We start from the raw sequence: 25,866 nt of genomic DNA, 5'->3' as shown, positions 1-25,866 counted from the left end.
TCACAGGTCGAGCAGGTCGGCGACGGAGAGCGAGGACCTGGCCCCTGCCCGGATCGCGCCCGCGGACACGGGTGTGGCGTCACGCAGCCGGTCGACCTCGGTCGCGATGCCGGCCACGGTCGGGTGGTCGAAGAGCGACCGCATCGGCAGCCGGACGCCGAGGTCGTTCTCGATGCGCGAGAGGATCCGGGCGGCCTTGAGCGAGTGCCCGCCCAGGTCGAAGAAGTTGGCGTCCCGCCCGACCGGCTCGGCGCCGAGGACCTGCCGCCAGAGGTCCGCCACGGCGGCCTCGGTCGGCGTCCGCGGCTCCTCCGGTGCCGCGGCCTCGACCTCCGGGTCCGGCAACGCCCGCAGGTCGAGCTTGCCGTTGCGCGTCAACGGCAACGCCTCCAGCGGCACCAGCGCGGACGGCACGAGGTAGGCGGGCAGCGCGTCGCGCACGTGCCGCAGCAGCTCCTCGACCTGGCCGGCACCGGCCCGTTCCAGCACGACGTACCCGACCAGGCTCACGTCCCCGGCGGCGTCCTCGCGCGGCACGACCACGGCCTGGCGGACGAGGCCCGAGCCGTGCAGGCACGCCTCGACCTCGCCCGGTTCGATGCGGAACCCGCGGATCTTGACCTGCCGGTCCGCCCGCCCGAGGTACTCGAACGTGCCGTCGGGCAGGAGCCGCGCGAGGTCACCGGTCCGGTAGAGCCGCGCGCCCTCCTTGCCGCCCAGGTGGTCCGGCACGAACTTCTCCGCCGTCAGCGCGGGGTTGCCGACGTACCCGCGGCCGACGCCGTCACCTCCGATGCACAGCTCGCCGACGGCCATCGGCGGGACCGGCTCCAGGTACTGGTCCAGCACGTACAGCTGGGTGTTGTTCAGCGCGCGGCCGAGCGGAACCCGGCCTTCCGCGCGTTCGCACTCGTGGCTGGAGGCGAACGTCGTGGCCTCGGTCGGGCCGTAGCCGTTGACGACGTGCTCTGGGCCGCCGGGGTGGGCGACCAGGGCGGCGACGGCGTGGGCGTCCGGCTGCTCGCCGCCGAAGACGAAGTACCGCAACCCGGACAGCGCGGCGGGCAGCTCGCGGGCCACGTGCATCGCGACCGAGGTGGTCAGGAACAGCGTGGCGATCTCGTTGGCGCGCAGCCACTCCCCGAGCGCGACCGGGTCGAGGGCGACGTCCTTGGGCAGGCCGACGAGCCGGCCGCCGTTGAGCAGCGCGCCCCAGACCTCGAACGTCGCGGCGTCGAACGTGGTCGTGGACGCCTGCGCGACCCGGTCGCCGGGCCGGAACTCGACGTACTCGGTGTCGCGGACGAGCCGGACGACGTTGCGGTGGCTGACGCCCACGCCCTTCGGCATGCCCGTCGAGCCGGAGGTGTACATGACGTACGCGAGGTCGTCGGCCGTGATTGTCCGTTGTGGACGGTCAGCCGGGCAGGTGAGGACCATCGCGGACAGGTCGACCAGCTCGACGCCCAGGTCCTCCTGACGGTCGGTGACCACGACGGCGGCCGAGGCGTCGGCGCACAGCGCCCGCAGGCGCTCGACCGGGTAGCCGGGGTCGAGCGGCAGGTAGGCGCCTCCGGCCTTGAGCACGGCCAGCGCGGTGACGACCCAGTGCACGCCGCGGTCCAGCAGGATTCCCACCGGGGTTCCGGTCGTGACGCCGAGGGTGCCGAGGTGGGCGGCGAGCCGGTTGGCGCGCTGGTCCAGCTCGGCGTAGGTGAGCCGCTGCGCGCCGAACTCGACGGCGACGTCATCGGAGTGCCGGTCGGCGGTCTCCTCGAACAGCTCGACCAGCGTGCGCACGGGGTAGTCCGTCGCGTTGTCGTTGAGGTCGTGGACGATCCGGCGGCGTTCGTCGGCGGAGAGCAGCGACAGGTTCGACAGGCGCGCGTCCGGGGTCGTCGTGAGCTGGCCGAGCACGGTGGCGAACCGTTCGGTCAGGTCGAGGACGTCCGCCCGGTCGTACAGCGCGGTGCGGAACTTGACCCAGCCACGCATCTCCCCGGATCCGGAGTCGGGCAGCTGCAGCTCCAAGTCGTAGAGCCCCTGGTCGCTGGTGCCCTGGGTGAACGTGAAGACGCACCCGCCCGCGGCCAGCGGACCGGCCAGCGGCGGCGGGGAGGCGAACACGACCTGGAAGACCGGGTGCCGGTCGCCGTCACCGGTCTGCCCGAGCGCCGCGCAGACCTCGTGGAACGGCACGTCCCGGTGGTCCAGCGCGTCCAGCACGGTGTCGCGCACGGCGGTCATCGCCTCGCTGAACGTCGGGTCCCAGCCGAGCTTCACCCGCAACGCCAGCATGGTCACGAAGTAGCCGACCAGGTCGTGCGTGTCGGCGTGCTCACGACCGGCGGAGGGCGAACCGACCACGACGTCCGGTGAGCCCGTCAACCGGTGCAGCAGCACGGAGAACGCCGTCAGCAGCACCATGAACGACGACGACCGGTGGGTGCTCGCGACCCGGCGCACGGCGTCGGCGAGCTCTTCCGGCACGACCAGGGGCAGGGCCTCGGCGCTGAAGTCCGGTGGGGCGGGGCGCGTGCGGATGGTGGGCAGCTCCAGCGGTGCGGGCAGGTCGGCCAGCGCCTCGCGCCAGTGCTCGGCGTTCCCGGACGGCTCGGCGATGTCGCGGTAGGCGACCGGCGGTCGCGGCAGTGCGACGACCTCACCGTCCACCGCCATCCGGTAGCAGCGCGGCAGCTCGTCCTGGAGCACCGCGACCGACGCGCCGTCGATCGCGATGTGGTGCACCAGCAGGACGAGCTGGTGGCGGTCGTCCTCCAGGCGCAGCAGGAGGACCCGCACCGGCAGGCCGGTCGAGAGGTCGATCGGGCGGGCCAGCTCGGCGGCGACCAGCGCCGCGGCACGCGCCGACCGTTCGGCGGGCGGGAGGTCGCGCAGGTCGCGTGCGGAAACGGAAACCTGCGCCTCCGGAAGGATTTCCGCGACAAGCTGCGTACCGTCGAGGTGGTAGCTCGTGCGCAACGGCTCGTGCCGGTCGACCACCGCGGTGAGCGCGGCGGCAAGTGCGTCGGTGTCGAGGTCGCCGGTGATGTCCACGTGCACCGGCACGGTGTTGAACGTGGCGTCCGGCGCGAGCTGGTCGGAGAGCCAGATCTGCTGCTGACCGCGGGTGGCCGCGGCGCGGTGCTCGGTCACTGCACACCTTCCCTGGCGGCGACGACCGAGGTCACCGCAGCCGGATCGTCTTGGAGGTAGAAGTGCCCGCCCGGCCGGACCACGAGGTCGAAGCCGGCGGTGGTGTGGTGCTGCCAGGCCGCGACGTCCGCGACGGACGCGAGCGGGTCGTCGGTGCCGGAGAACGCGGTGATGGGCACGTCGACGACGGCGTCCGTGCCGTGGAACGCGGCGCACACGGCGAGGTCGGCGCGCAGCGTCGGCAGGAGCAGGGCGAGCATCTCCTCGTGCGCCAGCAGGTCCTCGGGCACGCCGCCGAGCCGCGTCATCCAGGCCAGCAGGCCCGCGTCGTCGAGCAGGTGCGGCTGGTCGCCGAACGGCAGGCGCGGCGCCTTGGCCGCGGAGACGAACAGGTGCCCGGCCGCGTCACCGAGCCTGCGCGTCACGTCGAACGCGATGAGCCCGCCCATGCTGTGGCCGAACAGCGCCAGCGGTGCGCGGACCTCGGCCCTGACCGCCGCGGCGAGCGGTGCGCCGATGAGCGCCGGGTCGGTGAGGGCCGGTTCGGCGAACCGCCGTTCCCGTCCCGGCAGGACCGCGCACCACAGCTCGACGTCGTCGCCCAGCAGGCCGGGCCAGTCCCAGAACGCCGACGGCCCGCCGCCGGCGTACGGCACGCACACCACCCTCAGCGCCGCGTCCGGCCGGGGCCTGGGGCAGACCAGCCAGTCGCTTCCCCCATTTTCCTTCACGGGAGCCAAGTTAGGGACCGGCCCTGAGCGCACCCTTCCGGAATCCTGAGCGTGCTCTTACACCCGTCCTCAACTGCGCCAACGCAATCAGGGCCACCTCTGTGGACAGAGGTGGCCCTGATTGCGTGCCGGAAGCTCAGCCGGCCCTGAGGACAGCCGTGGGGGCGAAGAGGTCCGGTTCCACGGGACGGACACCGATCTCACGCATCTGCTCCAGGTACACCTGGTACCTCCGGCGAGCTTCACCGTGCCTGCCCGCGGCTCTGAGCGCCTTCACCAGACGTACGTGCGCGCTTTCGTCGTACGGGTCGAGCTCCAGCATCCGGATCAGGTACCCCACCTGCTGGTCGGGATCGCGCACCAGCTGGACGAGTGCGCGCAGCACTGCCGTGTAGCGGCCCTGCACTTCTTCCCGTGCCTGCACCGCCCACTGCTCATAGGGTTGCTCAGCCAGGAACTCGCCGACGTACAGCTCGTCGGCGGCGGTCAGCAACGACGCCGCCGCCTGGTCGCCACGGCGATGTGCGACGAGGGCGAGGTGCGCCGAGTCCAGGAACACTGCCACATCCAGGTGAATCAGGGACAGGTCGAGCGACACGGTGTCCCGGTCGGCGACGAGCGGCTCGGCGTCCTCGGGCAGTCCCGGAACGGAAAGCACCGTCCTCAACGTCGACAGCAGCACGGACAGCCGGTTCGCCGTGCGGTCCGAGGTGTCGTCCGGCCACAGCAGGTCCACCAACCGGGGGCGCGGCACCGGACGGCCGCGATGGGCCGCGAGGACCTTCAGCAGGTCCCTCGCCTTCCGCGACTGCCACGACGCCGTCGGCACGGCGATGCCGTCCCGCAGGACCTGGAACCAGCCGAGGGTCCGCACCACGATCCGCGCCGTGCGCGGCAGGCTCGCGCCGAGCACGTCGGCCATCCGTACATCGGTCCGGACTCCGTGACGCCGTAGCACGTTCTCGGGTTCCGCCGGGTCCGTGTCGTCCAGCCGGGCCGACGCCAGCTGCGCCGCCGCCGCGCCGACCGGGTCGCCCGCCGCGCGCCACACCACCGCGGCCTCGGCGAGCAGAGCCCCGCGGTCGGCCGAGACGACCGCCGCGAGCTGCAACGCGTCGGCGAGGCCCGCCCGGTCACCCCGGCGTCCGGCGAGCGCCCGCGCGGTGGCGGCGTCCGCCCGTGCCGTCTCGCGATCTCCCGCGAGCGCGGCGACCCAGCCGCGGGCGAGCAGCGCGGGCACCTCCCGCGACCGCAGCACCGCGCTGGTGGCGACGGCCTGGTCCGCGAGCTTGCCGGCGGTGGCCAGGTCGGTGCCGGCCACGACCCTGGCGAGCGTCGCCACGGCGAGCGGGTCGGAACCCGCGGCCAGCGCCTCGTCCAGGAACGCCTGCGCCTGACCGGGTTCGCCCCGGCGGCGGTGCACCTCGGCCCGCGTCACGAGGGTGCGCGGGTCCTGCCCGGCGTCCCGCAGCGCGGCGTCGAACCGGCCCAGCCGCACGTTCGCCAGCGCCCTGATGCCGCGGCAGTCCCGCTCGTGCCCGATCAGACCGGCCTGCCTGCCGAGCACCAGGACCTCGTCCACCTCGGCGAGTGCCTCCTCCGGTCCCGTCTCGGTGCGGAACCACGCCTGTTCGGTGCGGATCGTCAGCTCCAGCAACCGGTTGCCCGCCCGTCTCGCCCGCTCGACCGCCTGGCCGTAGTGGCGTTCGAAGGCGGCCCGGTCGCCGTCGTACCCGGCAAGCAGCCCGAACGCCTTGTCGCTCCAGGCGAACGCCGCGTGCCCGCCGCAGCGCCGGGCGGCCTCGGCGCACCGAACGGCCAGTTCCCGCGCGGTCTCGCATTGGCCGGTCTCGCGGAACCAGTGCGTGGCGAGCGACAGCAGCCGCACCACGTCCAGTGACACGACGTCGTCGAACACCGTGCGCTCGAACACCTCGACCGCGCGGCCGGTCTGCCCGGTGAGCGCGTACAGCTGGCCCATCCGCCAGGACGTGCACGGTCTCAGCTCACCGGTGGCCTGCTCGTAGCAGTGCACCGCCGCGAGCCAGTCACCCCTGTGCTGCAACGCGAAACCGCGGACGAGGTGCAGCCGGGGGTCTTCGATCTCCATCCGGTCCAGCGCGGTGAGAACCGCTTCCGCGTCACCTCCCGCGACGATCTGCTCGTCCCTCCGCAGCAACAGCTGGGTGACCAGGTCCCACCTCTCGGCTTCGACCAGGTGCCGCAACGCCTCCGCGTGCGCGCCGGTCCGTTCGCAGAACACCGCGGCCTTGACCCGCACACCGTCATCGGCGTGTTCCCTGAGCAGCGCCTCGCGCAGCGGTTCGACGACCGTCCACTCAGGACCCGTGACGAGGCCGCGCCGGGCGAGCTCCGGCAGCGTCTCGCGCGCGTCGGGGAACCCGAGCGCGACGCACAGTTCCGTGCGGGCCGACCCGAGCACGGCGATGGCGCGCACCAGCTCCCGCACCGGTTCCGGCTGGTCGGCGAGGACGCTCCCGGAGAGCTGTGCCAGCACGTCGCCGCTCTCCCCCGGCAACGCGCAGCCGCCGCTCAACGCCTCCCGGTACAGCGCGACGGCGGCGGGCCGGCCACCGGTGCGCGCCAAGATCATCGCGGCGTCGGGTCCGGCCAGCGCCGCCACCTCCCGTTCGGTGAACGCGAGCTGCCGCGAGTCGATCTCAGCGGCCCCCGGCACCGCGAACCCCAGCTCGACGCGGGTGAGCAGCACGAGGGTGAGCAGGGCGGGACCGTCCAGGCACAGCTCCTCGACCAGTCGCGCCGCTTCGCCCGTCAGCACGCCCGCGTCGTCGACCACGAGCACGACGGGCTCGTCGAGGTGGACGCCCAGCAGCCCGCGGACCAGCTCCGCGACCGTCGTGGCGTCACCGGCGGTGGTGGTGACCAGCTCGGCGGGCAGGCGCGGCAGCCGGTGCCGCAAGGCGCGCAACAGCTCCCGTGAGAACCGTTCGAGCGAGATGTCCGCACCGGGCACCGTCAACCAGCACGCGCGGCGCGTCTTCGCCCAGGCCGCGACCGCCGTCGTCTTCCCCCACCCGGCCCCCGCCTTCACCACGACCACCTCGTGGGTGGCCGCCGCGTCGAGCGCCGCGCTCAGCGCGGGCCGGTCCACCAGCCTTGCGGGTACCGCGGGCTGCCGCATGTTCGAGCACCACTTCCTCACCGGACGACCTGACCCCTCCAGTGCACCCGGCCCGTGCATCCGTGCCGCATCGGCGCCGGATGCACGGATGTCGGCGCAGGTCAGACCGCTGGTGCGACGACGGCGAGCGCCCGCTGGCCCTCTTGGGCGCAGAAGCAGCGCAGGCACGGAGCGCCGGGGTCGGCCAGGTGCGCGAGCGGGTTCTCGGTGTCCACCACGCCGGCCGGGTACAGCGCGACGGCGCGTTCCCAGTGCGTGCGCGCCCAGTCGTGGTCGCCGCGCCGTGCCGCGACGTGCGCCAGTCCCTCGTGCGCTCTGGCCCGCACCAACGGCAACGCCCCCGCCGCCCCGAGCTGCTCGGCCTCCCCGAGCAGGTCCTCGGCTTCGGACAGCCGGCCCCCGGCCAGGTAGGTCTCGGCCAGCCCGTTGAGCGCGTCACCCCTGGGTTCGCGCAGGTCCATCCGCCGCGTCACCGCCAGTGCCTCCCGGCCGATCTCGGTCGCCTCCGCGATGCGGCCGAGCCTGCGGTACGCGACTCCCAGCCACGCCAGCGCGATCCCCTCGCCCCGCCGCATCCCGATCCCCCGGCTGAGCCGCACCGCGCTCTCCAGCGCCTCGACCGCCTCGGCGTCCCTGCCGCGCGCCTGCGCCAGCCAGCCGATGTTGATCAGCACGATGACCTCGCCGCCCACGTGGCCGTCGCGGCGGTGCATCGCGAGCGCGTCCCGGAACCGCGCGTCGGCCTCGGCGTACCGGCCGAGGTTGCAGTCGATGACACCGAGGTCGATGATCGTGTTCGTCGTGGCCACGCGGTCCCCCGACGACCGGGCCAGCGCCGCAGCCTCGGCGAACGCGGCGGCCGCCTCCTCCAGCAGACCGGCCTGCCCCTGGACCGCGCCGAGCTCGCGGAGCCCTCCGATGACGCCGGTCAGGTCGCCGAGCTCGCGGCCGATCGCGATGGCCTGGTCGAGGAACTCGCGGACCTCGCCGTGCTTTCCCGCCTCCCGCAACGCGAACGCGGTCGCCTTGAGCGCCAGGGCCTCCCCGCGCCGGTCCCGCAGGGTCCTGGCCGCCTCCAACGCGTTGCGGGACAGTTCGAGCACGCCCGCCCGCTGCCCGGCACGGGACAGGTACGGCATGAGCAGGCACGGCAGCTGCCACGCGTGCGCGTGCCAGCCGTGTTCGCTCGCGTAGTCCGCCACCGCCACCAGGTTCTTGTACTCGGCGCGGATCTGGCGGACGTCTTCCTCCTCCGACCGCGACGGCGGCAGCTCCGGCGTCCGGCTCAGCTCCGGCTCGAACCCGCGCTGGCCCGGCTGGAACCTCCGGACTCGTACGTCGGCGAAGTGCAGGTAGTAGTCGAACAGCCGCTGCCGCGCACCGTCCAGTTCGGACGGTGAGTGCGCCTGGCCCGCGAGGTCGCGGGCGCAGTCGCGGACGAGGTCGTGCAGGCAGTACCGGTCGGCCGTGCGCTGCATCAGCAGGTTGCACTCGACCAGCTCCTCCAGCACGTCCTGCGCACCGGCCACGTCCACGCCTCCGAGCGCCGCTGCCGCGTACGCGTCGAAGTCGGCGCCGGGGACCAGCGACAGCAGCCGGAACAGCTCCTGCCGGTCATCGTCGAGGTGGTGGTAGGACAGCGCGAGGACGCCGGTGACGCTGAGGTCGTCCACGGTGAACGCGCGGGTGCGGTGCCGCGGGTCGCGCAACCGGCCGGCGAGCTGCGCGACCGTCCAGGGTCTGCGCCGGAACCGGGACGCGGCGATCCTGATCGCGAGCGGCAGCCTCCCGCACAGCTCGACGACCTCTCCGACGGCGTCCAGCTCGTCGTTCGTGCGCTCCTCGCCCGCGATGCGGCGGAACAACGCCACCGCCTCGGCGGCGGGCAGGACACCGAGCGACACCGGGACGGCACCCTCGATCGACATCAGGTGGCAGCGGCTCACCACGATCACGGCCGCGCCGGAACCGCCGGGCAGCAACGGCCGGACCTGGCTCGCGTCGGCCGCGTTGTCGAGCACGACGAGGACGCGGCGGTGCGCCACCTCGGTGAGCCACAGCTCGCGGCGCGCGCCGGGGTCGACCGGGACGTCCCGCGCGGGCACGCCGACCTGGCGCAGCAGCACCTCCAGCGCGGCACCGGTGGTCATCGGCGCGGTGCCCGCCGTGAAACCGCGCAGGTCGACGTAGCAGCGCCCGTCGGGGAACCTGTCCTGCAACCGGTGCGCCACGTGCACGGCCAGGGCCGTCTTGCCGATGCCGCCCATGCCCTCGACGGTGACGACCGGGCTCGTGGCAACGGCCTCGACCAGACGGTCCACTTCGGACTCGCGACCGGTGAAGTCCGGGACGTCGAACGGCAGCGGTGACCGCGGGCGTGCGACGGCTACCGGCTGCGGCCCGGGAACGGGCACGGCGACCGGCCGGTCGTCGAGCAGGGCGGCGTGCAGCTGCCGCAGCTCCTGGCCGGGGTCGGTGCCGAGCTCCTCGGCGAGCACCCGGCGGCCCTGCTCGAACACGGCCAGCGCGTCGCCGCGGCGACCGGCCCTGTCGAGCGCCCGCATCAGGGTGGCGCGCAACGACTCCCGCAGCGGGTGCTCGGCGACCAGGCCGGTGAGCTGTCCCAGCAGCGAGGTGACCTCGCCCAGCTCGAGCCGCAGCCCGGCGAGGCGTTCCACGGTCTGCAGCCGCTGTTCGGCCAGGCCGTGCGCCGCCGCGGTGATCGACGGCGAGTCGAGGCCCGCGAGCACCGGGCCCCGCCACAGCTCCAGCGCGCTCTGCAACAGCTCGACCGCCCGCGCCCGCTCTCCCCGCCCGGCCAGCGCCTCCGCCTCCCGGACCCGTGACCGGAACACGTCGGCGTCGAGCCCTCCCTCCGGCAGGTCGAGGCGGTAGCCGTGGGTGCTGGTGGTCAGCCGGCCACCAGCCCGCGTCACGGCCCTGCGCACCGCGGCGGCCGCGTTGCAGACCTGCCGGCGCGCGGTCTGCGGCGGGTCGTCCCACAGCTCGTCGACCAGCCTGTCGAAGGTCACGACGGCGCCGGTGCCGAGCAGCAGGAGCGCCAGCAGCTTCCGCTGCCGCTCGCCGCCGAGGGCGACGGGCCGTCCGGCGGCCCGCAGCTCCAGCGGGCCCAAGATGCGATATTCCATTCAGCCGCACGCTTTCCATCTCGGAGTACGACGAGTGGGGCCCGACGTTGGACACCAGCGGGTACCGCCGCGAGTTCGACAGTTATCTCCTCAGAGGCGCGCCGCGAGCCATAGATACGCCAGTTGCCCTGCACCGATTCAGCATCAGGTGGAATCACTGAGAGGAATCAACCGACCACACCCCGTCATGAGTTGACGACCCGGACAACGGGTGCCATATTCCTTGCCGCAGCGGCGGGGACGGGGAGGTTTCCGGCGCGACGACGAGGGGATCAAGAAAATGAGAAGTTCCAGCTTCTTCGGCATGCTCCTGGCAGCTGCCGCAATCGCGATCATCACCATTTCCGGAGCATTGTCGGACACCGCTCCCACTGAATCGGAGAAGAAGACGGCCCTGATAATCGGGCCGTGCACCACCGAGTGCTGACAATTCGCGGCAGCTCGTCGACATGAACGCCGGAACCCGTGCCGCGAAAGGCATGAGCTGCACCGCGGCCGCACTCGGGTTGCTGTTCCTCGCCGCCACCGCCGCCCAGCTGCCCGCCGGGCAGCGCGACACCGCCGCGCGGGAGACCTTCCGGCTCTTCTGGCCGGTGGGGATGCGGCTCTTCACCAACGCGGCGGAGCGCGAGTTCGTCGTCGCCTACCACCAGGCGGGCGGCGGCGCGTTCGTCCCGATCACCCGGACCGCGGGCGACCGGGACCACCTCGGGGGCCTCGACCGGGCCGGCTACGCCGACCTCGTCCGCCTGCTCGCGACGGTGGACCAGGTTCCGGACGCGCACTGGCAGGACTGCGCGGCGGCCGAGGTGTCCGGCTGCGCCGCCGCCATCGCGGCTGCCCCGAGAATGGCGCTGAACAGCCATTTCAAGCCGGGCACACCATGCGGGCCCGCGGTGTTCACCGTGGAGCGCCCCAGCCGTGCGGTGCCGGTGCGGCACGTCGTGCGCATCGCCGTCGTGGACCTGCGGTGCGCACCCCGGTAGACCACGCCCTCGCGTTCGAGCACCGGACCGCGCTGCTCGGTGCCGCCCGGTCGCTGGTCGCGGTGGCGGAGCTGACCGTGCTCGTGTTCACCTCGGACTCCGACCTCTTCCCCGCCGTGCCGGGCGGTCCGGCGGGGCCGCGGTGCGACGGGCTGCGAGGGCTTTCGCTGTGGTGCGCGAGCTCGTCTCCCGCCGCCCAGACGGTTTTCCGGGTCGTGACGATCGCCGCCCTGGTTCTCGCCGCGTCCGGCTACCGTCCGCGCTGGACGTGCGTTCCGCACTGGTACGCGACATTCAGCCTCGCCGCCGCGATCCACATCCCGAACGGCGGCGAGAACGTGGCGAGAATCGTCACCCTGCTGCTCATCCCGCTCTGTCTGACCGACGACCGGATCTGGCATTGGAGACGCCCGGACACACCGTTACCCGAATGACGGAAGGGCTCGGCCCTGGTGGCCCACTGGATGATCCGGTCGCAGGTGGTCGTGGTGTACGGACAAGCGGTCTGGACGAAACTCGTGGAACCGGAATGGCGTAACGGGACCGCACTGCACTATGTGATGCAGGACGCGTATTTCGGAACGACTTCCGAACTCGCACCACTGCTGCAATCAGGTTTCGTGATCGGGGTGGCCACCTGGGGAACGGTCGTCCTGGAAACGGCCATCGTGGTCTGCGTGCTCGGAAACTCCCCGCTGCGCCGGGCCGGTCTCGCGTGCGCCGTGGTGCTGCACGGCGGCATCGCCGTCGTGCTCGGTCTCGTGAGCTTCGGGCTGGTGATGCTCGGGTTCGTGGCCGCGGCGGCGAGCGGCCGGCACCGTCAACGGTGACCAAGATCGACTTGTGGCGTTTTTCCCGCCCGCCGGGTATCCATGCGGGTGGGCTGATCGCGGAGAGGGCAACGGAGGAACCGAACACCACAGGAGTCCGGATGTCCACAGGGGGCAGGAACCAGCTCGGCACCGACCTGGACGAGCTGCGTCTGCTGGCCGGCTTGTCCTACCGCGAGCTGGCGCGCCGCACCGGGTGCGCCCGCAGCACGTTGCACGACGCCCTGACCGGGCGTCGCTTCCCCAGGCTCGACACGGTTCTCGCGATCGCGCGGGCCTGCGGCGGCGACATCACCCGCTGGCGGCTGCGCTGGGTCGCCGCGTGCAGGCGGTCAGGCGCCGCGCACGGCCGCGACGACGTCGATCAGACCCAACTCACGGGAGTCGTGTGACCGCGGGTTGTCCCCCACCACCGCGACGAACCCGGCGGGGACGCGGGGTGCGCCACCCGCACCCCCTCGCTTCACTTGCGGCTGCTGCTCTTCGACGAGCAGCAGCCGTGGCAGCGGCCCACTTCTGGCACCACATCGCGTGCTCCGAGGCACTCACCGCGCGTTCGCACCAGAACCCCGGATTTAGCTCGATCGGGTCAGTGACCCGGGGTGCGGTCCGTGAATCATGGGAGGATGGGGAGCGACCAGTCCTTCTGGGGGATGCTCGAACAACCCGACCGCTCGGCGCTCGAAGCCGCCGCGACGCGCGTGCTGTTCCAGCCGGGGTCGGTGATCTGCCATCAGGGGGACAACTCGCGCAACGTGCTCCTGGTGTCACACGGCCGAGTGAAGGTCAGCCGGTTCGCCCTCACCGGCGAGGAGACCGTGCTCGCCGTGCGCGGTCCCGGCGAGATCATCGGCGAGCTGTCCGCGATCGACGGCCGCCGCCGGTCCGCCACCCTCACGGCGCTCGACCCGGTGCACGGTCTGCTCATCCACGCGCTGGCGCTGAAGAGGTTGTGCCGCAACCACCCCGGCATCTCGTGGGCGATGCTGCGGGTCGTCGTGTCCCGGCACCGGGCCACGGGCGAGCAGCAGGACCTCAGGACCGGCCCGTCGCTCGTCCGCGTCGGCGCGGTCCTGCTCGACCTCGCCCACCGCGGGGCCGACGACCTGATCGCCACCGTGCCGCTGAGCCAGCGCGAGCTGGCCGGGATCGCCGGCATCTCGCGGGAGACCCTGACCAGGGCGTTGAAGAAGCTGCGGCAGAAGGGGATCATCGTCACCAGCCGCACCAGCATCGAGATTCTGCGCGAAGACGAATTGCGGTCCCTGTGCGGGATCTGACCCCGCCGCGAAGACCGGTTTCGGTGTTGTGTGACATCTGACGCAGACGGACCCGTCCGTCAGGTCTTTCCTGGAACCACAACAGCAGGAAGAAGACCACTCACCCAGGAGCCGTCATGAAGCGTCACACTCTGCCGGAAACCGACTCCCGCAAGCAGATGCAGCGTGCGCGGCGCAAGCACACGGAACGGGTGGTCTACGCCGTCGTCTTCACCGCTGTCGAACTGTGGGCCGTCGTCGCCGCCGTGGTGCTGCTCGACGACAGCGGCGTGCTCGCCGTGGCTGTCGCCGTCGTGCTCTCGGCCGCGCTCATCGCCGTGTGGGACACCTGGCAGTCGATCCTCGCCAACGGTCGGGCGTTGCGCGGGTCGATGCCGGACACAGGTCCCACCGAGGGGATCGAGCCGGACCGCACGAACCTCGTGCGGCTCTGATCCCGGTGTGGCCGCGGCGTAGGGGGGCGCGGCCACACCCTTCCCCTCTTCTCGGACGGCGCCGCCCGGGGGCTCACACCGGCACGGGCTGCCCCACCAGCTGCCGCACGGCGTGGGCGATCTGCTCGGACGGCGAGCCGCTGCCGTAGGGGGAGGCGATCTCCCGCAGCGCCTCCCGGTGCCCGGCGACGTCGTCCAGCCACACCCGGACCGCCCCGCCCACCAGCGGGCCCGGCGGCACGAGGGTGCCGAACGTGCCCTCGATCTCCGGGCGTTCGGTGCTGCGCCGCACGACCACCACGGGCCGCTTGAGCACGCTCACCTCCTCCTGGATGCCGCCGGAGTCCGACACGACCACCGCGGAGCCGTGCGCCAGCGCCAGGAACGCCCGGTACGGCTGCGGCTCGACGACCCGGAGGCCGTGCAGCAGCCCGTCCAGCCCGAACGCCCGCACGCGTGCGGCGGTGCGCGGGTGCAGCGGCAGCACGACGGGCAGCGGCAGCGCGGCCAGCTCGCGCAGGATCGTCCTCAGGTTGCCCTCGTCGTCGACGTTCTCCGGGCGGTGGATCGTCGCGAGGACGTACCTGTCGCGGCGCAGGCCGAGGCCCGCGAGCACCGCCTCCTCCTCGCCGGGCCCCGGCTGCGCCTGCGCCAGCGCCTCGACGACGGTGTTGCCGGTGACGACGACCCTGCTGTCCGCGACGCCCTCGGCGAGGAGGTTGTGGCGGTTCAGCGCCGTCGGCGCGCAGCACAGGTCCGCGAGGTGGTCGATGACCACCCGGTTGTGCTCCTCCGGCATCGCGCGGTCGTAGCTGCGCAGGCCGGCCTCGACGTGCACCAGCGGCACGTCGCAGGCGTTGGCCGCCAGCGCCCCCGCGAGCGCGGACGTCGTGTCGCCCTGGACGATCACCGCCGCCGGGCGCTCCTGTGCCAGCACCTCGTCGACGGCCGCGACGGCGCGGCCGAGCTGGTCGCCCCTGCGCAGACCGCCCAGCCGCAGCTCGTGGAAGCCGCCCGGCTCCGGCACGTCCCTGCGGATGAGCGAGTACATCGAGCGGTCGTAGTGCTGACCGGTGTAGATCATCGTGCACGCGCTGCCGAAGTGGTCGACGAGCGGCGCCAGCTTGATCAGCTCGGGCCTGGTTCCGCAGACGATCGTCACGGTGGTCGTTTCCAGCACTGCGGCAAAGTACTCACCGATCTTGGCGTTCCCCGGCGTTCTCCGCCCACGTTCACTCGAAAGCGTTCACCGGGACATCGCTCGAAAGTGTTGGGGCACAGGCGTGTCGTAGGGTGCGCGCTCAGTCTGAGGCGCGCGCCGAAGCGTGTTTCGCCGAAACCAACGGAGAGTTCCGCGTGTCCGGTCATCTGGCGCTTGCCGTGTCCACCGTGCTGTACGGGCTGGGGATAGTCGCGCAGACCGTCGCCGCGCGCAGGGCGGAGGACCGTCCCGGCGCCGGCGTGGGGCTGCTCGCACGGCTCGCGGCCGACCGCCTGTACCTGCTCGGGTTCACCGGCCAGGCGGGCGGTTTCGCGTTCGCCTTCCTCGCCCGCGAGGAGCTGCCGCTGTACCTGGTGCAGGCGGGGTCGAGCAGCGCGGTCGGGCTCGCGACGGTGATCGGCGTGCTGCTGCTCGGCTGGCGCATCCGGCGGGTCGAGGTCGCGGTCCTGGTGGTGATGGCGTGCGGCCTGCTGCTGCTCACCGGGGCGGCGGCGCCGTCGGCCGCGCGGGAGCTGCCGCTGGTGCCCGCGTTGGTGGTGCTCGGCGTGGTGACGCTCGCGGTGCTCCCGCTGGCCCGCGCGTTCCGCTCCGCCACACCCCTGCTGGCGGGTCTCGCGTTCGCGGTCGTGGCCGTGGCGGCGCGCAACGTCGCCGGGAAGCCGGTGGCGGAGCTGCTGGCGCACCCGCTGACGTGGGTGATGGTGCTGGCCGCGTTCGCCGGGCAAGCCTGCCTCGCCACGGCGCTGCAACGCGGGTCGGCCACGTCGGCGGTGGCGTCGATGGACGCGACGACGGTGGTGGTCAGCTCGGCCGCGGGCCTGCTGCTGATGGGCGACGGGATCGCGCCGGGGCGGGAGTGGTGGGTCGGCCTCGGCGTGCTGCTGGTCGTCTCCGGCGTGCTGGTGCTCGGGTCCGTCGCGGCGCCCGCCCGTGAGCTCGTCGGCGCCGGGGGTGAGCGGTGAGGCCCGTCGCCAGCGTGTCGCTGGACCTCGACAACCTCTGGGCGTACCTGAAGACGCACGGCGACCCGGCGTGGGAGCGCAGGCCGAGCTTCCTGCCGTCCGCGGTGCCGAGGCTGCTGGACGTGTTCGGCGAGCACGGCCTGACCACCACGGTGTTCGTCGTGGGCGCGGACGCCGAACGCGACGACGGCGCCGGGGCCGTCGCCGCCATCACCGCGGCCGGGCACGAGGTCGCGAACCACTCGTTCGGCCACGAGCCGTGGCTGCACCGGTACTCCCCCGCCGAGCTGGACGACGAGGTGGCCCGCGCGGAACGGGCGATCGTCGCCGCCGGGGCGCCGAAGCCCACCGGGTTCCGCGGCCCCGGCTACAGCGTCACGCCGCAGCTGCTCGACGTCCTCACCCGCCGCGGGTACCGCTACGACGCGAGCGTCCTGCCGACGTGGATCGGGCCGCTGGCCCGCGCCTACCACAACCGCACCGCCGGACCGGACAGCGGCGCGACGGACCTGTTCGGCGGGTTCGGCAAGGTCAGGGCGCCGAACCAGGCGTACCGGTGGCGTGCGGGCGGGCTCGTCGAGCTGCCGGTCACCACGATGCCGCTGCTGCGGGTGCCGATCCACGGCGCGTACCTGTTGCAGCTGCACCAGATCTCGCCCCGGCTGGCCCGCGGGTACTTCCGCACGGCGCTGAGGTTGTGCCGTGCCACCGGAGCCGGGCAGTCGCTGCTGCTGCACCCGACGGACGTGCTGGCCGCCGCCGAGGCACCCGGCATGGAGTTCTTCCCCGGCATGGCCGTGCCCGGCGGCGAGAAGGTCGCACTGCTCGGCTGGGTGCTGTCGTCGCTGCGCCGCCACTTCGACGTGGTGGGCACCGGCGAGCACGTGGCCCGGCTCGACGGCACGGCGTTGCGCGAACGGGACCCGGTCGCATGTGGCTGACGACGCTCCTGCGCGTCCTGGCCTGCGGGACGGTCGCCCTGGCCCCGCTGGAGGGCTACCTGCTCCAGCTGCACGGCCAGCTGGCCAAGGTCGTGCCCGCCGCGTTGGTGGGCGTGTGGCTGGTGTCGCTGGCCAAGCACCGCAGGCTGCCCGCCCCGCATCCGCTGCACCTGCTCGTGGCGCTGCTGGCGGTCGTGCTGCTGACGACGTCGGCGGTGCACTCGGCCGAGCCGTTCACGCTGGAGTACCTGGTCCGCTGGGTGCCGTTCCTGGTCGTCGTGGTGGTGCTGGCGGACGTCGCCGCCCGGGAGGTGCCGGTCAGGGCGCTGCTCGCGGCGGCGGTCGCGGGAGCGGTCGTGGCGGCGGCCGGTGGGCTGTTCAGCCTCGCCACCGGCGAGCTGCGGGCCACCGGGCCGGTGGAGGACCCCAACGACCTGGCGTTCTTCCTGGTGGCCGCGCTGCCGCTGCTGGTCGCGCTGCCGGCGAGGGGCCGGTCCCGGATCGCGTTGCTGCTGCTGGGCGCCGTGCTGGTGGCCGGTGCGGCGGCGACGTTCTCGCGCGGCGGCGGCCTCGCCCTGGCCTGCGCGCTCACCTGGCTGGTGCTGCGCGGGGCGATCCCGGTCCGCGCGGTGCTCGTCACCGCCGCCGTGACCGGGCTGGCGGCGCTGGTGTTCGCGCAGACCGCCCAGGCCGAGCTGGAACGGGCGGTGCGGGAGAAGAGCCACATCGCGGGCACCAACGCCGACACCAGGGTGCTGCGCTGGCAGGCCGCCGCGCGGATGCTGGCCGACGGCCCGCTGCTCGGCGTCGGGCCCGGCGGGTTCCGCCAAGAGTACGTGGCGGCGTCGCGCAACGCGGAGATCGACGAGCAGAGTCCCGTGGCGCACAACATGTTCGTCGAGGTGGCGGCGGAGCTGGGCGTGCCGGGGTTCGCGGCGTTCACCGGCCTGGCCGCTCTCGGGTTCGTGGCGAGCGAACGGGCCGTGCGGGCGTACCGGCGCGAGGCGGTGGCCGTGCAGGCCGCGCTGATCGCCGTGCTGGTCGCCTCGGTCTTCCTGTCCGAGCAGTACTACCTGCCGCTGTGGTCGCTCGTCGCCATCGCGGTCGCCGTCGAGCAGCGAGCGAGGAAGGGGAGCCGATGCGCGTTCTCCACGTGATCAGCGAGATGGGTGCCGGTGGCGCCGAGGCTCTGGTGGCCGGGATGGCGGTGGCGGGCGCTGAGGCCGGCTGGGAGTCCGCGGTGGCGAGCGGTGGCGGGTTCCGCGCCGACGTGGTGCGGGACAACGGTGTTGCCGTGTTCGACGTGCCGGTGGCCCGCCGTTCCGCGCCCGGTGTCCTGCGGGCGGCGTGGGCGACGCGTGCCGCGGTCCGCCGGTTCCGGCCCGACGTCCTGCTGGCGCACAACGTGTCCGCGAGCCTCACGGCCAGGATCGCGGCGCCACGGCGTCCGCTCGTGACGGTGTTCCACGGTGTGGCGGAAGCGGACGTGGCCGGTGCCGTGAAGGTGCTGCGACGCGTCTCCGACACGGTCGTCACCGTCTCCGACGCCACCGCCGCGCGGCTGCGGAAGGCCGGGCTCACCGCCGTTCGGGTCATCCCCAACGCGGTCTTCCCGGAACCCGCCCTGACCAGCCGCGCGGCCGTGCGCGCGGCGATCGGCACCCCTGCCGGCGCGCCGGTCGCCCTGTGCCCCGCCCGGATGGAACGCCAGAAGCGGCACGACGTGCTGCTCGACGCGTGGGGGCTCGTCCCCGGCGACGCCGAGCTGTGGCTGGCCGGGGACGGCAGCCTGCGCCCCGGGCTGGAGGAACGGGCCAGGCGGCTGCACGGCGTCCGGTTCCTCGGCACCCGCACGGACGTGCGGGACCTGCTGGAGGCGGCGGACGTCACGGTGCTCACCAGCGACTGGGAGGGCATGCCGATCGCGCTGCTCGAGTCGCTCGCGGCGGGCCGCCCGGTGGTCGCGTCCGATGTGGACGGTGTGCGGGAGGTGCTGGCGGACGGCGGTGGCGTGCTGGTGCCGCGCCGCAGCCCCGGCCAGACCGCGAAGGCGTTGCGTGCGCTGCTCTACGACGAGAACGCGCGGGCGGCCGCCGCCCCGCGCGACGGTTCCGCGGACGCGCGGGCGTTGCTGAAGACCTACGACGAGCTGCTTCGCACCGTGCTGGAGCGACGGCGATGAAAGTCCCACGATCCGACCGTCCTGGAGGGACGATGAAGGCTCCCAGAGCTGTGGTCGAGGGGGTGCTGGCCGCGGTCCTGGCCGGTGTCCTCGTGCTGCTGGCCGTGGCGTCGCGCGACGCCGTCAGCGAGGGCAGGCTCGCCCTGCTGGCCACTCCGTCCACACCGGACAGCGCGCGGTTCGGCGAGGTCACCTCGCTCGCGGCGCCCGCGGTGGTGCAGCTGGTGCGCAGCCCGTCGGTGCTGGAGGTGGCGGCGGAGCAGGCGGGCACGTCGCCGCAGCGGCTGGCCAAGGCCATCTCGGTCGAGCTGGTGCCCGCGTCCGGTGTCGCGCGGATCTCCGTGCGCGCCGACTCCGCCGAGCACGCCGCGAAGGCCGTGTCCGCGGTCGCGAAGGCCGTGATCGACGCCGACCTGCTCGCCCCCGCCGCCCGCTTCCGGCTGGTCGACCCGCGGCCGGAGACGGCGGTCGTGAGCCCGGACTGGCGGCTCGCCACCGGGCTCGCGCTGGTCGTGGCGGTCATCGCCGGTGTCGCCACCGGCGTGCTGCGGCGCGGGACCACCGCGCGCTCGGCCCTCGCGAAGGCCGGTGTCGGCCACCCCGTCGTCGTGACGCGGGACGACGACCCCGCGCTCACCGAGCGGCTCACGGCGCTGTGCGTGGCCGCCGCCCGCCCGGTGCGGGTGCTGGCGGTGAGCCCCGAGCTCGCCGACCGGGCCGAGGAGCTCGCGCGGGCGTTGCCGGACAAGGCGTCCGAGCCTGGGGACGGCACGGCGGTGGTCGCGGTGGCCGACCGGCGCGGCAGGGACCTCGCTCCCGCCCTCGCGGTGCTGCCCGCGTCCTCCGTCCTGGTGGCGGTGGTGCTGGCGTGATCACGACGACGAACCGGTCCGGTCTCGCCAGGTCGATCCTCGTCGGCCTGGTCGCCCTCCTGGGCGCCGCCAGTGCTTTCCGCGCGCTGCGGCCGTCGTGGGAGGTGCCGCTGCCGACCGAGGCGAACCTGCCGGAAGAGCGCATGCAGGACTTCCGGGACGCGCTGTACTTCCCGATCAGGGAGTTCCTGGGCGGCGGCAACCCGTACGACCCCGCCGTGATGTTCGAGCACTGGCCGGTGCGCCAGAACTTCAACCTCTACCAGCCCTACCACCTGGTGCTGCACCTGCCGTTCGCGCTGCCGGAGTACCGGGTCGGCGCCGTCGCGTTCACGCTGGCCTGCCTGGTGCTGCTGGTGGGTCTCGCGGTGCTGGCGGCACGCGGGGCGCGGCTGCCGCTGGTCGCCGGGACCGTCGTGGTCGCCACGCTGCTGGTGACGAGCCAGGTCGGCAAGGCGCAGCTGTACATCGGCCAGGTCAACCCGCTGATCGCGGTGAGCGTCGCGGGCGCGTTGCTGCTGCGCGCGACACACCCCGGCTGGGCCTCGGCCGCGCTGGCGCTGGCGTGGCTCAAGCCCCAGTTCGGGCTGCCGCTGGCGGTGGTGCTGTTCGTGCGGGGAGACCGGAAGGTCGCGCTGCTGGGCACGGCGGCCGCCGCCGTGGCGAGCCTGCCGGTGGCCGCGCTGCTCGTCGTGCGCGGCGGCGGGGCCGGTGAGTTCCTCGACGTGATCTCCCGCAACCTCGCGTGGGCCAGCCAGACCGGCTACGGCGCCGTCGACTCGATGGCCGCGCAACGCGTCGACCTGCCCGCGGTGTTCTTCCGCACCACCGGGTGGCTGCCGCCGGGAGCCGAGCTGCTCGCGCTGTGCGGTGTCCTCGCGGCGACCGCGCTGCTCGCCCGCCGCCTCGACCGGACGCCGGACGGCTCCGCGGTCGCGGACGTGCTGACGTGCCTCGGCATCGTGGTCGCGCTGGTGCACCAGCCCGGTGACGTGCTGATCGCGGTGCCCGCCCTCGTCGCGCTGGCGGTCCTGTGCTGGCGGCGGCGGGCGGAGACGGCCTGGCGGTGGGCGGGGTGCGCGGCACTGCTGCTCGCGGTCCCGTTCGCGCACCTGTACTTCGTGGACACGGCGGTGCGGTCGGTGTTCGGGGCGAGGGCGAGCGTGACGCTCGACGGGCTGGCCGTCGTGGCCGCCTGGGCCGTGCTCGTCGTCTTCGCCGTGCGGCACGGCCGGCGCACGGCATGACCGACGTCGCGGTGCGGGGCTCGCTCTGGCTGTTCGCGGTGAACCTGCTGAGCAAGGGCGGCCAGATCGCCGTGACGCTGGCGCTCGCGGTGCTGTTCACCGAGACCGAGCTGGGCGTCGTCGCCCTGGTCGTCTCGGTGGTCAACATCGGCCAGGTCGTCCAGGCGATGGGGGTCTACGACGTGGTCAGCCGCACCGCGCGGGACCCGCTGCGGCTCGCCGGCACCGTGCTCACCCTGAGCGTCGGCACGGGAGCGGTCCTCGCCGCCGCCGTCGTGGCCGCGGCCGGGCCGATCGCCGCCGCCCTCGGCACGCCGGACGCCACCGGGCTGCTCCGGCTCGCCGCCCTGACCCTGCCGTTCACCGCGGCGGGCGGGGTGCAGATGGCGTTGATGCACCGCGACCTGGACTTCCGCCGCCGGATGCTGCCGGACGCCGGTGGGATGTTCCTCGGCGCCGCGGTCACCGTGACGCTGGCCGCGACCGGGGCCGGGCCGACGGCGTTCGTGCTCGGCCTGGTGTGCACGGCGGTCGCGCAACCGGTGCTCGCGGCCGTCACGGGAGCGCGCCTGCGCTTCACGTGGGACCGCGGCAGCGCGGCGGAGGCGGTGCGGTGGATCGCGGTCGTCGGACCCGGCGCCCTGATCGCCGTGCTGCTGGTCAACGTCGACTACCTCGCGATCGGGCACGTGCTCGGTCCCGAGGCGGTCGGCGGGTACTCGCTCGCGTTCCGGATCGCCTGGGTGCCGTACATCATGGTGGCCGTCGTGCTGGGCGGTGTGCTGTTCCCGATCTGCGCGGACCTGGTCCGGAGCGGACTCGGGGAACGGCTGCCGGAGACCGTGCACCGGTTCACCACCGCCGCCCTGGTCGTCACCGGCGGCCTGTACGTGGTGGTGGCGCTGCTGGCGGACGGGATCGTCGTGCTGGGCGAGCAGTGGGCGGGCGCCGCCCGGATCCTGGTGCTGCTCTGCGGGTACGGCCTGGGGCTGAGCCTGCTGCACGTCTGGTACCAGGCGCTGAGGGCCGCCGGGCACGCCCGCCAGTACCTCGCCCTGGAAACCGCGCACCTCGTCGCGTTGCTGACGGCGCTGGTGCTCACGACGAGGCGGGGACCGGAGGCGGTCGCCGTCACGCAGGTGGCCGTCGTGTGGCTGCTGGTCCCGGTGACGTGGCTGGTGCTCGCCCGCGCCGGACTCGCGCCGCGCCGGGTCGCCCGGCCGGTCGCCGGGGTCGTCGCGGGCGCCCTGCTCAGCCTCGGCGTGCGCCTCGCGCTGCCCGAGCCGTCCGGTGTCCTCGGCCTGGCCGGCACCGGGCTCGCGCTCGCCGCCGCCTACTGCGCCGTCGTCCTGCCGGTGAACCGCACCGTCCTCATCGGACTGAAGGAGCGCGCGTGAGGATCGTCCACGTGACCCAGCCGGTGGAGGCCGGGGTCGCGGTCGTGGTGCTGGACCTCGTCACGGCCCAGCGGCGGCGCGGGTGGGACGCCCGCGTCGCCTGCCCGCCCGGCCGTCTCGCCGACCAGGCGCGGCGGGCGGGGATCCCGGTCCACCCGTGGCACGCGACTCGCTCCCCCGGCCCCCGCACCGTCGGTGAGCTGCTCTCGCTGCGCCGGACGCTGCGCGAGATCGGCCCGGACGTGGTGCACCTGCACAGCTCGAAGGCCGGGCTCGCCCGGCTCGTGCTGCGCGGCCGCACGCCCACGGTGTTCCAGCCCCACCTCTGGTCGTTCCGCGTCGCCGAGGGGCTGCTGAGCCGCGCCTGCCGGTGGTGGGAGGCGCGCGCGTCGCGGTGGACGGGCCTGCTCCTGTGCGTGAGCGACGACGAGCTCCGCCTCGGCCGGGCCGCGGGGGTGACCGCGCCGGCCGAGGTGGTGTGCAACGGGGTCGACACGCGCCGGCTGTTCCCGAGGCCCAAGGGCGACGACACCCCGACCGCGGTCTGCGTCGGCCGCCTGGCCCGGCAGAAGGGGCAGGACCTGCTGCTGCGCGCCTGGCCGTCGGTGCGGGCGAAGGTGCCGGACGCCCGGCTCCTGCTCGTCGGCGACGGACCGCTGCGGAACGTCCTGCTGGCCGAGGAGCAGCCCGGCGTGCGGTGGCACGGCCACAGCGACGCGACCGCCGAGTTCTACGCGCGAGCCGACGTCGTGGTCCTGCCGTCACGGGCCGAAGGCATGGCGCTGGTTCCGCTGGAAGCCCTGGCGTGCGGACGTCCGGTGGTGGCGTTCGACGTGGAGGGCGTGCGCCACAGCATCGGCGACGCGGGCGAGGTCGTGCCGCCGCAGGACACGGAGGCACTGGCGCAGGCGATCGCCCTCCGGCTCGCGGACCCGGAGCTGGCTGCGGCCGAGGGCAAACGCGGCAGGGCCCGCGCCGAGGCGTTGTTCGACCGCGACCGCATGACCGACCGGATCGCGACCCTCACCGAGAAGCTGGTGGAAGGACGACCATGACACGGATCGCCTACCTGCTCACCCAGGACAGCGGTGGCCCGGTGGACGTCACCGTGCGGCTGGCTGCCGCGCTGGCCAAGTCCGGCGACGCCGAGGTGCGCGTCTTCGGGCCGCGTCCCCGCCGGGGCGCGGAGCTGCTCGACCCGTTCTTCGAGGAGATCCTCGTGCCCCGCAAGGGGGACGTGCGGGCGGCGCGCCTGGCCCGCGCGGCGCTCCGGTCGTGGCGGCCGGACGTCGTGCACGCCCAGGACCGGCGTTCCGGCCTGGTGAGCGCGGGGCTCTCCACCACCGGACCCAAGATCGTGCACACCTACCACGGCGTGCCCGACGACGTGGAGGAGCCGTGGTTCCGCGGCGTGCGGGGCGCGACGGCGCCGTCGGGCTACACCCGCGCGGTGCTCGCCGCCGACGCCGCCGTGGCGAGGGTCGTGCACCGGACCGTGGTGCCCGCCAGGGAGATGGCGCGGTTCCTGCGCGACCGGCTGTACGTGCCCCCGCACCGGATGACCCACATCGACAACTGCGTCGACGAGGTCACCCCCGACCCGCCCACCGGGCCCGTCCGGCACCTGGTCTTCGTGGGCCTGCTCGTCGAGCGCAAGGGTGTGCTGACCCTGCTGGACGCGCTGGAGACCTCGATGCCGGACGACGCGACGCTCACGGTCATCGGCGACGGTCCACAGAGGACGCAGGCGGAGGGCAGGGTCACCCGGCGCGGCCTCGCTGACCGCGTGCAGTTCCTCGGGTTCCGGTCCGACGTGCCCGAGCTGCTGCCGGAGCACGACGCGCTGGTGCTGCCGTCCACCATGGAGCAGCAGCCGCTCGTGGTCGCGGAGGCGATGATGGCGGGCAAGCCCGTGGTCGCGACGGACACCGGCGGCGTGGCGGACATGCTGGGCGTCTCCGGCGACGACCTGGCGCGGCCGGGGGACGTGACCTCGCTCGCGGCTCGGTTGCGCGACCTCTTCGCCGACCCCGACCCCGGTGCGACGGGGGCCAGGCTGGCGGCACGGGCGCGCGAGCGGTTCACCGCCGAGGTGTGCGCGCGCCGCCACCTCGACCTCTACCGCAAGCTCACGGGCCAGGAGCGTTGACCAGCACCACGGCGTCGGCGGGCGGCAGGTCCACCGGGTCGGTGACCGGCTCGCCCGCCAGGGTCACCAGACCCTCGGGCGGCTGGATCAGCGCGGAGGTCTTCGTCGGGTTCACGGCGACCCAGCCGCCGCTGAACCGGCGCGTCCACACCCCGCTCGTGAGGCGGGTGGCCGCCTCGACCGCCTCGCCGAGCCGGGTGTCCTGGTACAGCGACCAGTACGGGCTCCGGTAGTCGGGGTTCGCACGGGTCCAGCAGGTGTGGGGGCTCGCGAGAAGAGCGGCCGAGGCGTACCCGACACGTTCCTCCTGCTCGGTCTTCGTGTGCGTGATGAGCAGCAACCAGGACTCGCCGAGCGCCGCCTGGGCGCGCTGCTCCTTGAACTGGTTGCCCTTGAACGTGACCAGCTCGCCGGTGCCGTCGTCGCCGCGCAGGCCGAAGTTCTCCTCCATCGCGCCCGCGTAGCGCGAGTGCGCCGCCCAGCGGCCGGGGGTGAGCTGGGACTCCGAGACGTTGGGGACCAGCATCTTCCCGGCCTTCTCCAGGGCTTCCCCGGCGAGCGCCAGCAGGTCGTCGAGGCCCTCGCGCAGCACCCGGTCGGTCTCCCCGGCGTCGGCGGTGCCGGCGACCACCGCGGACGAGTAGTGCCGCAGCGAGCTGAAGTCGTTGTCCGCCAGCACCCCGTCCCAGCCCTCGCGGAGCACCTCGCCGACGACCGCGTCCACCCACGCCTGCTGGTAGGCGGGGTCCCACACGGCCGTCTGCCAGTGCAGCGGGTACCCGTTCCACTCGATGCGCCGCCCACCGGTGTCGAGGGCGAACCACTCGGGGTGGTCCCGTTCGGCCGCGAAGTAACCGACACCGGTGGGCAGGTAGCGGGCGTCACGGCTGCCCTCGACGGCGCCGGGGTAGTTCCGCACGCTGGAGAAGTCCTTGTACACGAGGACCTTCAGCTTCGGGTTGAGCTCGTGGAGCTTGCGCATGTGCGCCGTCTCCCACGCGTTGAGCACGACCACGTCGTAGCGCTTGGCGGCGGACTTGATCTCCCACGCCGTCGGCGAGTCGCCGATGGCGTACCACCAGGCGCAGGGCGCCAGCGGTCGCGGCGCCCGCGCGGTGCCGAAGGGCTCGGTGGCCATGCTGGCCGTGCACGCGCTCGAAAGGAG

General features: G+C 73.7%; 21 protein-coding genes. 15 read left to right on the top strand and 6 right to left on the bottom strand.

What is annotated here, in order from left to right; all coding sequences use genetic code 11:
- The 4 genes from BLT23_RS12985 to BLT23_RS12970 all read right to left on the bottom strand — a co-directional run bounded on the left by BLT23_RS12985 (position 1) and on the right by BLT23_RS12970 (position 10,199).
- Positions 1 to 3,156: a non-ribosomal peptide synthetase gene (locus BLT23_RS12985; protein ID WP_090048876.1), complete on the bottom strand. Its 3,156-nt coding sequence runs from the start codon at positions 3,154 to 3,156 to the stop codon at positions 1 to 3.
- Positions 3,153 to 3,887: a thioesterase II family protein gene (locus tag BLT23_RS12980; protein ID WP_176946720.1), complete on the bottom strand. Its 735-nt coding sequence runs from the start codon at positions 3,885 to 3,887 to the stop codon at positions 3,153 to 3,155. Before BLT23_RS12980 ends, BLT23_RS12985 begins: the two co-directional genes overlap by 4 nt.
- A gap of 136 nt (positions 3,888 to 4,023) precedes the next feature.
- The gene (locus tag BLT23_RS12975) at positions 4,024 to 7,050 is read right to left on the bottom strand and encodes an AfsR/SARP family transcriptional regulator (RefSeq protein WP_143035919.1); all 3,027 of its coding nucleotides are present in this window, start codon (positions 7,048 to 7,050) and stop codon (positions 4,024 to 4,026) included.
- Between the two features lie 101 nt (positions 7,051 to 7,151).
- Positions 7,152 to 10,199 carry an AfsR/SARP family transcriptional regulator gene (locus BLT23_RS12970; RefSeq protein WP_090048872.1) on the bottom strand — a complete coding sequence of 1,016 codons (3,048 nt, stop codon included), beginning with the start codon at positions 10,197 to 10,199 and terminating at the stop codon, positions 7,152 to 7,154.
- Positions 10,200 to 10,648: 449 nt separating this feature from the next.
- Between BLT23_RS12970 and BLT23_RS12965 the strand changes: the two genes are divergently transcribed.
- The 6 genes from BLT23_RS12965 (at position 10,649) to BLT23_RS12940 (ending at position 13,729) form a co-directional block, all read left to right on the top strand.
- Positions 10,649 to 11,185, top strand: a complete 537-nt coding sequence (locus BLT23_RS12965; RefSeq protein ID WP_143035918.1) for a hypothetical protein — start codon at positions 10,649 to 10,651, stop codon at positions 11,183 to 11,185.
- Entirely contained in the window at positions 11,170 to 11,619 is a 450-nt protein-coding gene (locus BLT23_RS12960; RefSeq protein ID WP_090048868.1) for a hypothetical protein, read from the top strand. Before BLT23_RS12965 ends, BLT23_RS12960 begins: the two co-directional genes overlap by 16 nt.
- A gap of 30 nt (positions 11,620 to 11,649) precedes the next feature.
- The gene (locus BLT23_RS12955; protein WP_090048866.1) at positions 11,650 to 12,015 is read left to right on the top strand and encodes a hypothetical protein; all 366 of its coding nucleotides are present in this window, start codon (positions 11,650 to 11,652) and stop codon (positions 12,013 to 12,015) included.
- Between the two features lie 101 nt (positions 12,016 to 12,116).
- A complete protein-coding gene (locus BLT23_RS12950) occupies positions 12,117 to 12,407 on the top strand; it encodes a helix-turn-helix domain-containing protein (RefSeq protein ID WP_090048865.1) in 291 nt (96 codons plus the stop codon).
- 234 nt (positions 12,408 to 12,641) lie between these two features.
- Complete coding sequence (locus BLT23_RS12945) at positions 12,642 to 13,295, top strand: Crp/Fnr family transcriptional regulator (RefSeq protein WP_090048863.1); 654 nt, start codon at positions 12,642 to 12,644, stop codon at positions 13,293 to 13,295.
- 116 nt (positions 13,296 to 13,411) lie between these two features.
- Entirely contained in the window at positions 13,412 to 13,729 is a 318-nt protein-coding gene (locus tag BLT23_RS12940; RefSeq protein WP_090048862.1) for a hypothetical protein, read from the top strand.
- Positions 13,730 to 13,802: 73 nt separating this feature from the next.
- On the opposite strand, the gene wecB is transcribed toward BLT23_RS12940, so the two are convergent.
- Positions 13,803 to 14,909 carry a non-hydrolyzing UDP-N-acetylglucosamine 2-epimerase gene (wecB, locus tag BLT23_RS12935; protein ID WP_090048860.1) on the bottom strand — a complete coding sequence of 369 codons (1,107 nt, stop codon included), beginning with the start codon at positions 14,907 to 14,909 and terminating at the stop codon, positions 13,803 to 13,805.
- 176 nt (positions 14,910 to 15,085) lie between these two features.
- Between wecB and BLT23_RS12930 the strand changes: the two genes are divergently transcribed.
- Genes BLT23_RS12930 through BLT23_RS12890 form a run of 9 tightly spaced genes read left to right on the top strand, consistent with a single transcriptional unit; the run spans position 15,086 to position 24,701 of the window.
- Positions 15,086 to 15,913, top strand: coding sequence for a hypothetical protein (locus BLT23_RS12930; protein WP_090048859.1), 828 nt, complete (start codon positions 15,086 to 15,088; stop codon positions 15,911 to 15,913).
- Positions 15,910 to 16,854, top strand: coding sequence for a polysaccharide deacetylase family protein (locus BLT23_RS12925; protein WP_090048857.1), 945 nt, complete (start codon positions 15,910 to 15,912; stop codon positions 16,852 to 16,854). Before BLT23_RS12930 ends, BLT23_RS12925 begins: the two co-directional genes overlap by 4 nt.
- The gene (locus BLT23_RS12920) at positions 16,845 to 18,011 is read left to right on the top strand and encodes an O-antigen ligase family protein (RefSeq protein WP_245743920.1); all 1,167 of its coding nucleotides are present in this window, start codon (positions 16,845 to 16,847) and stop codon (positions 18,009 to 18,011) included. The genes BLT23_RS12925 and BLT23_RS12920 overlap by 10 nt, the downstream gene beginning before the upstream one ends.
- Positions 17,993 to 19,036: a glycosyltransferase gene (locus BLT23_RS12915; protein WP_090048856.1), complete on the top strand. Its 1,044-nt coding sequence runs from the start codon at positions 17,993 to 17,995 to the stop codon at positions 19,034 to 19,036. Before BLT23_RS12920 ends, BLT23_RS12915 begins: the two co-directional genes overlap by 19 nt.
- A 32-nt stretch (positions 19,037 to 19,068) precedes the next feature.
- The gene (locus BLT23_RS12910) at positions 19,069 to 19,908 is read left to right on the top strand and encodes a YveK family protein (protein WP_090048854.1); all 840 of its coding nucleotides are present in this window, start codon (positions 19,069 to 19,071) and stop codon (positions 19,906 to 19,908) included.
- A complete protein-coding gene (locus tag BLT23_RS12905) occupies positions 19,905 to 21,155 on the top strand; it encodes a glycosyltransferase 87 family protein (RefSeq protein ID WP_245743919.1) in 1,251 nt (416 codons plus the stop codon). The genes BLT23_RS12910 and BLT23_RS12905 overlap by 4 nt, the downstream gene beginning before the upstream one ends.
- The gene (locus BLT23_RS12900; protein WP_090048852.1) at positions 21,152 to 22,552 is read left to right on the top strand and encodes an oligosaccharide flippase family protein; all 1,401 of its coding nucleotides are present in this window, start codon (positions 21,152 to 21,154) and stop codon (positions 22,550 to 22,552) included. The genes BLT23_RS12905 and BLT23_RS12900 overlap by 4 nt, the downstream gene beginning before the upstream one ends.
- Entirely contained in the window at positions 22,549 to 23,607 is a 1,059-nt protein-coding gene (locus BLT23_RS12895; RefSeq protein WP_090048851.1) for a glycosyltransferase, read from the top strand. The genes BLT23_RS12900 and BLT23_RS12895 overlap by 4 nt, the downstream gene beginning before the upstream one ends.
- Positions 23,604 to 24,701 (top strand): glycosyltransferase family 4 protein, encoded by a 1,098-nt coding sequence (locus BLT23_RS12890; RefSeq protein ID WP_090048849.1) that lies wholly within the window; start codon positions 23,604 to 23,606, stop codon positions 24,699 to 24,701. Before BLT23_RS12895 ends, BLT23_RS12890 begins: the two co-directional genes overlap by 4 nt.
- On the opposite strand, the gene BLT23_RS12885 is transcribed toward BLT23_RS12890, so the two are convergent.
- A complete protein-coding gene (locus BLT23_RS12885) occupies positions 24,682 to 25,839 on the bottom strand; it encodes a putative glycoside hydrolase family 15 protein (protein ID WP_090049419.1) in 1,158 nt (385 codons plus the stop codon). The genes BLT23_RS12890 and BLT23_RS12885 overlap by 20 nt on opposite strands.
- Positions 25,840 to 25,866: the final 27 nt, after the last annotated feature.

Origin of the sequence: Lentzea fradiae (genome assembly GCF_900100955.1) — a bacterium.
Classification (GTDB): Bacteria; Actinomycetota; Actinomycetes; order Mycobacteriales; family Pseudonocardiaceae; genus Lentzea; species Lentzea fradiae.
Note: the sequence above shows the minus strand (reverse complement) of the source record. Positions and strands in the feature narration are given on the sequence as shown.

Coding starts and splice junctions, on each gene's coding strand:
- BLT23_RS12975 (WP_143035919.1), bottom strand. CDS start 7,050: ATGCGGCAGCCCGCGGTACCCGCAAGGCTGGTGGACCGGCCCGCGCTG.
- BLT23_RS12970 (WP_090048872.1), bottom strand. CDS start 10,199: ATGGAATATCGCATCTTGGGCCCGCTGGAGCTGCGGGCCGCCGGACGG.
- BLT23_RS12965 (WP_143035918.1), top strand. CDS start 10,649: ATGAACGCCGGAACCCGTGCCGCGAAAGGCATGAGCTGCACCGCGGCC.
- BLT23_RS12955 (WP_090048866.1), top strand. CDS start 11,650: ATGATCCGGTCGCAGGTGGTCGTGGTGTACGGACAAGCGGTCTGGACG.
- BLT23_RS12950 (WP_090048865.1), top strand. CDS start 12,117: ATGTCCACAGGGGGCAGGAACCAGCTCGGCACCGACCTGGACGAGCTG.
- BLT23_RS12945 (WP_090048863.1), top strand. CDS start 12,642: ATGGGGAGCGACCAGTCCTTCTGGGGGATGCTCGAACAACCCGACCGC.
- BLT23_RS12940 (WP_090048862.1), top strand. CDS start 13,412: ATGAAGCGTCACACTCTGCCGGAAACCGACTCCCGCAAGCAGATGCAG.
- BLT23_RS12920 (WP_245743920.1), top strand. CDS start 16,845: ATGTGGCTGACGACGCTCCTGCGCGTCCTGGCCTGCGGGACGGTCGCC.
- BLT23_RS12915 (WP_090048856.1), top strand. CDS start 17,993: ATGCGCGTTCTCCACGTGATCAGCGAGATGGGTGCCGGTGGCGCCGAG.
- BLT23_RS12910 (WP_090048854.1), top strand. CDS start 19,069: ATGAAGGCTCCCAGAGCTGTGGTCGAGGGGGTGCTGGCCGCGGTCCTG.
- BLT23_RS12900 (WP_090048852.1), top strand. CDS start 21,152: ATGACCGACGTCGCGGTGCGGGGCTCGCTCTGGCTGTTCGCGGTGAAC.
- BLT23_RS12890 (WP_090048849.1), top strand. CDS start 23,604: ATGACACGGATCGCCTACCTGCTCACCCAGGACAGCGGTGGCCCGGTG.
- BLT23_RS12885 (WP_090049419.1), bottom strand. CDS start 25,839: ATGGCCACCGAGCCCTTCGGCACCGCGCGGGCGCCGCGACCGCTGGCG.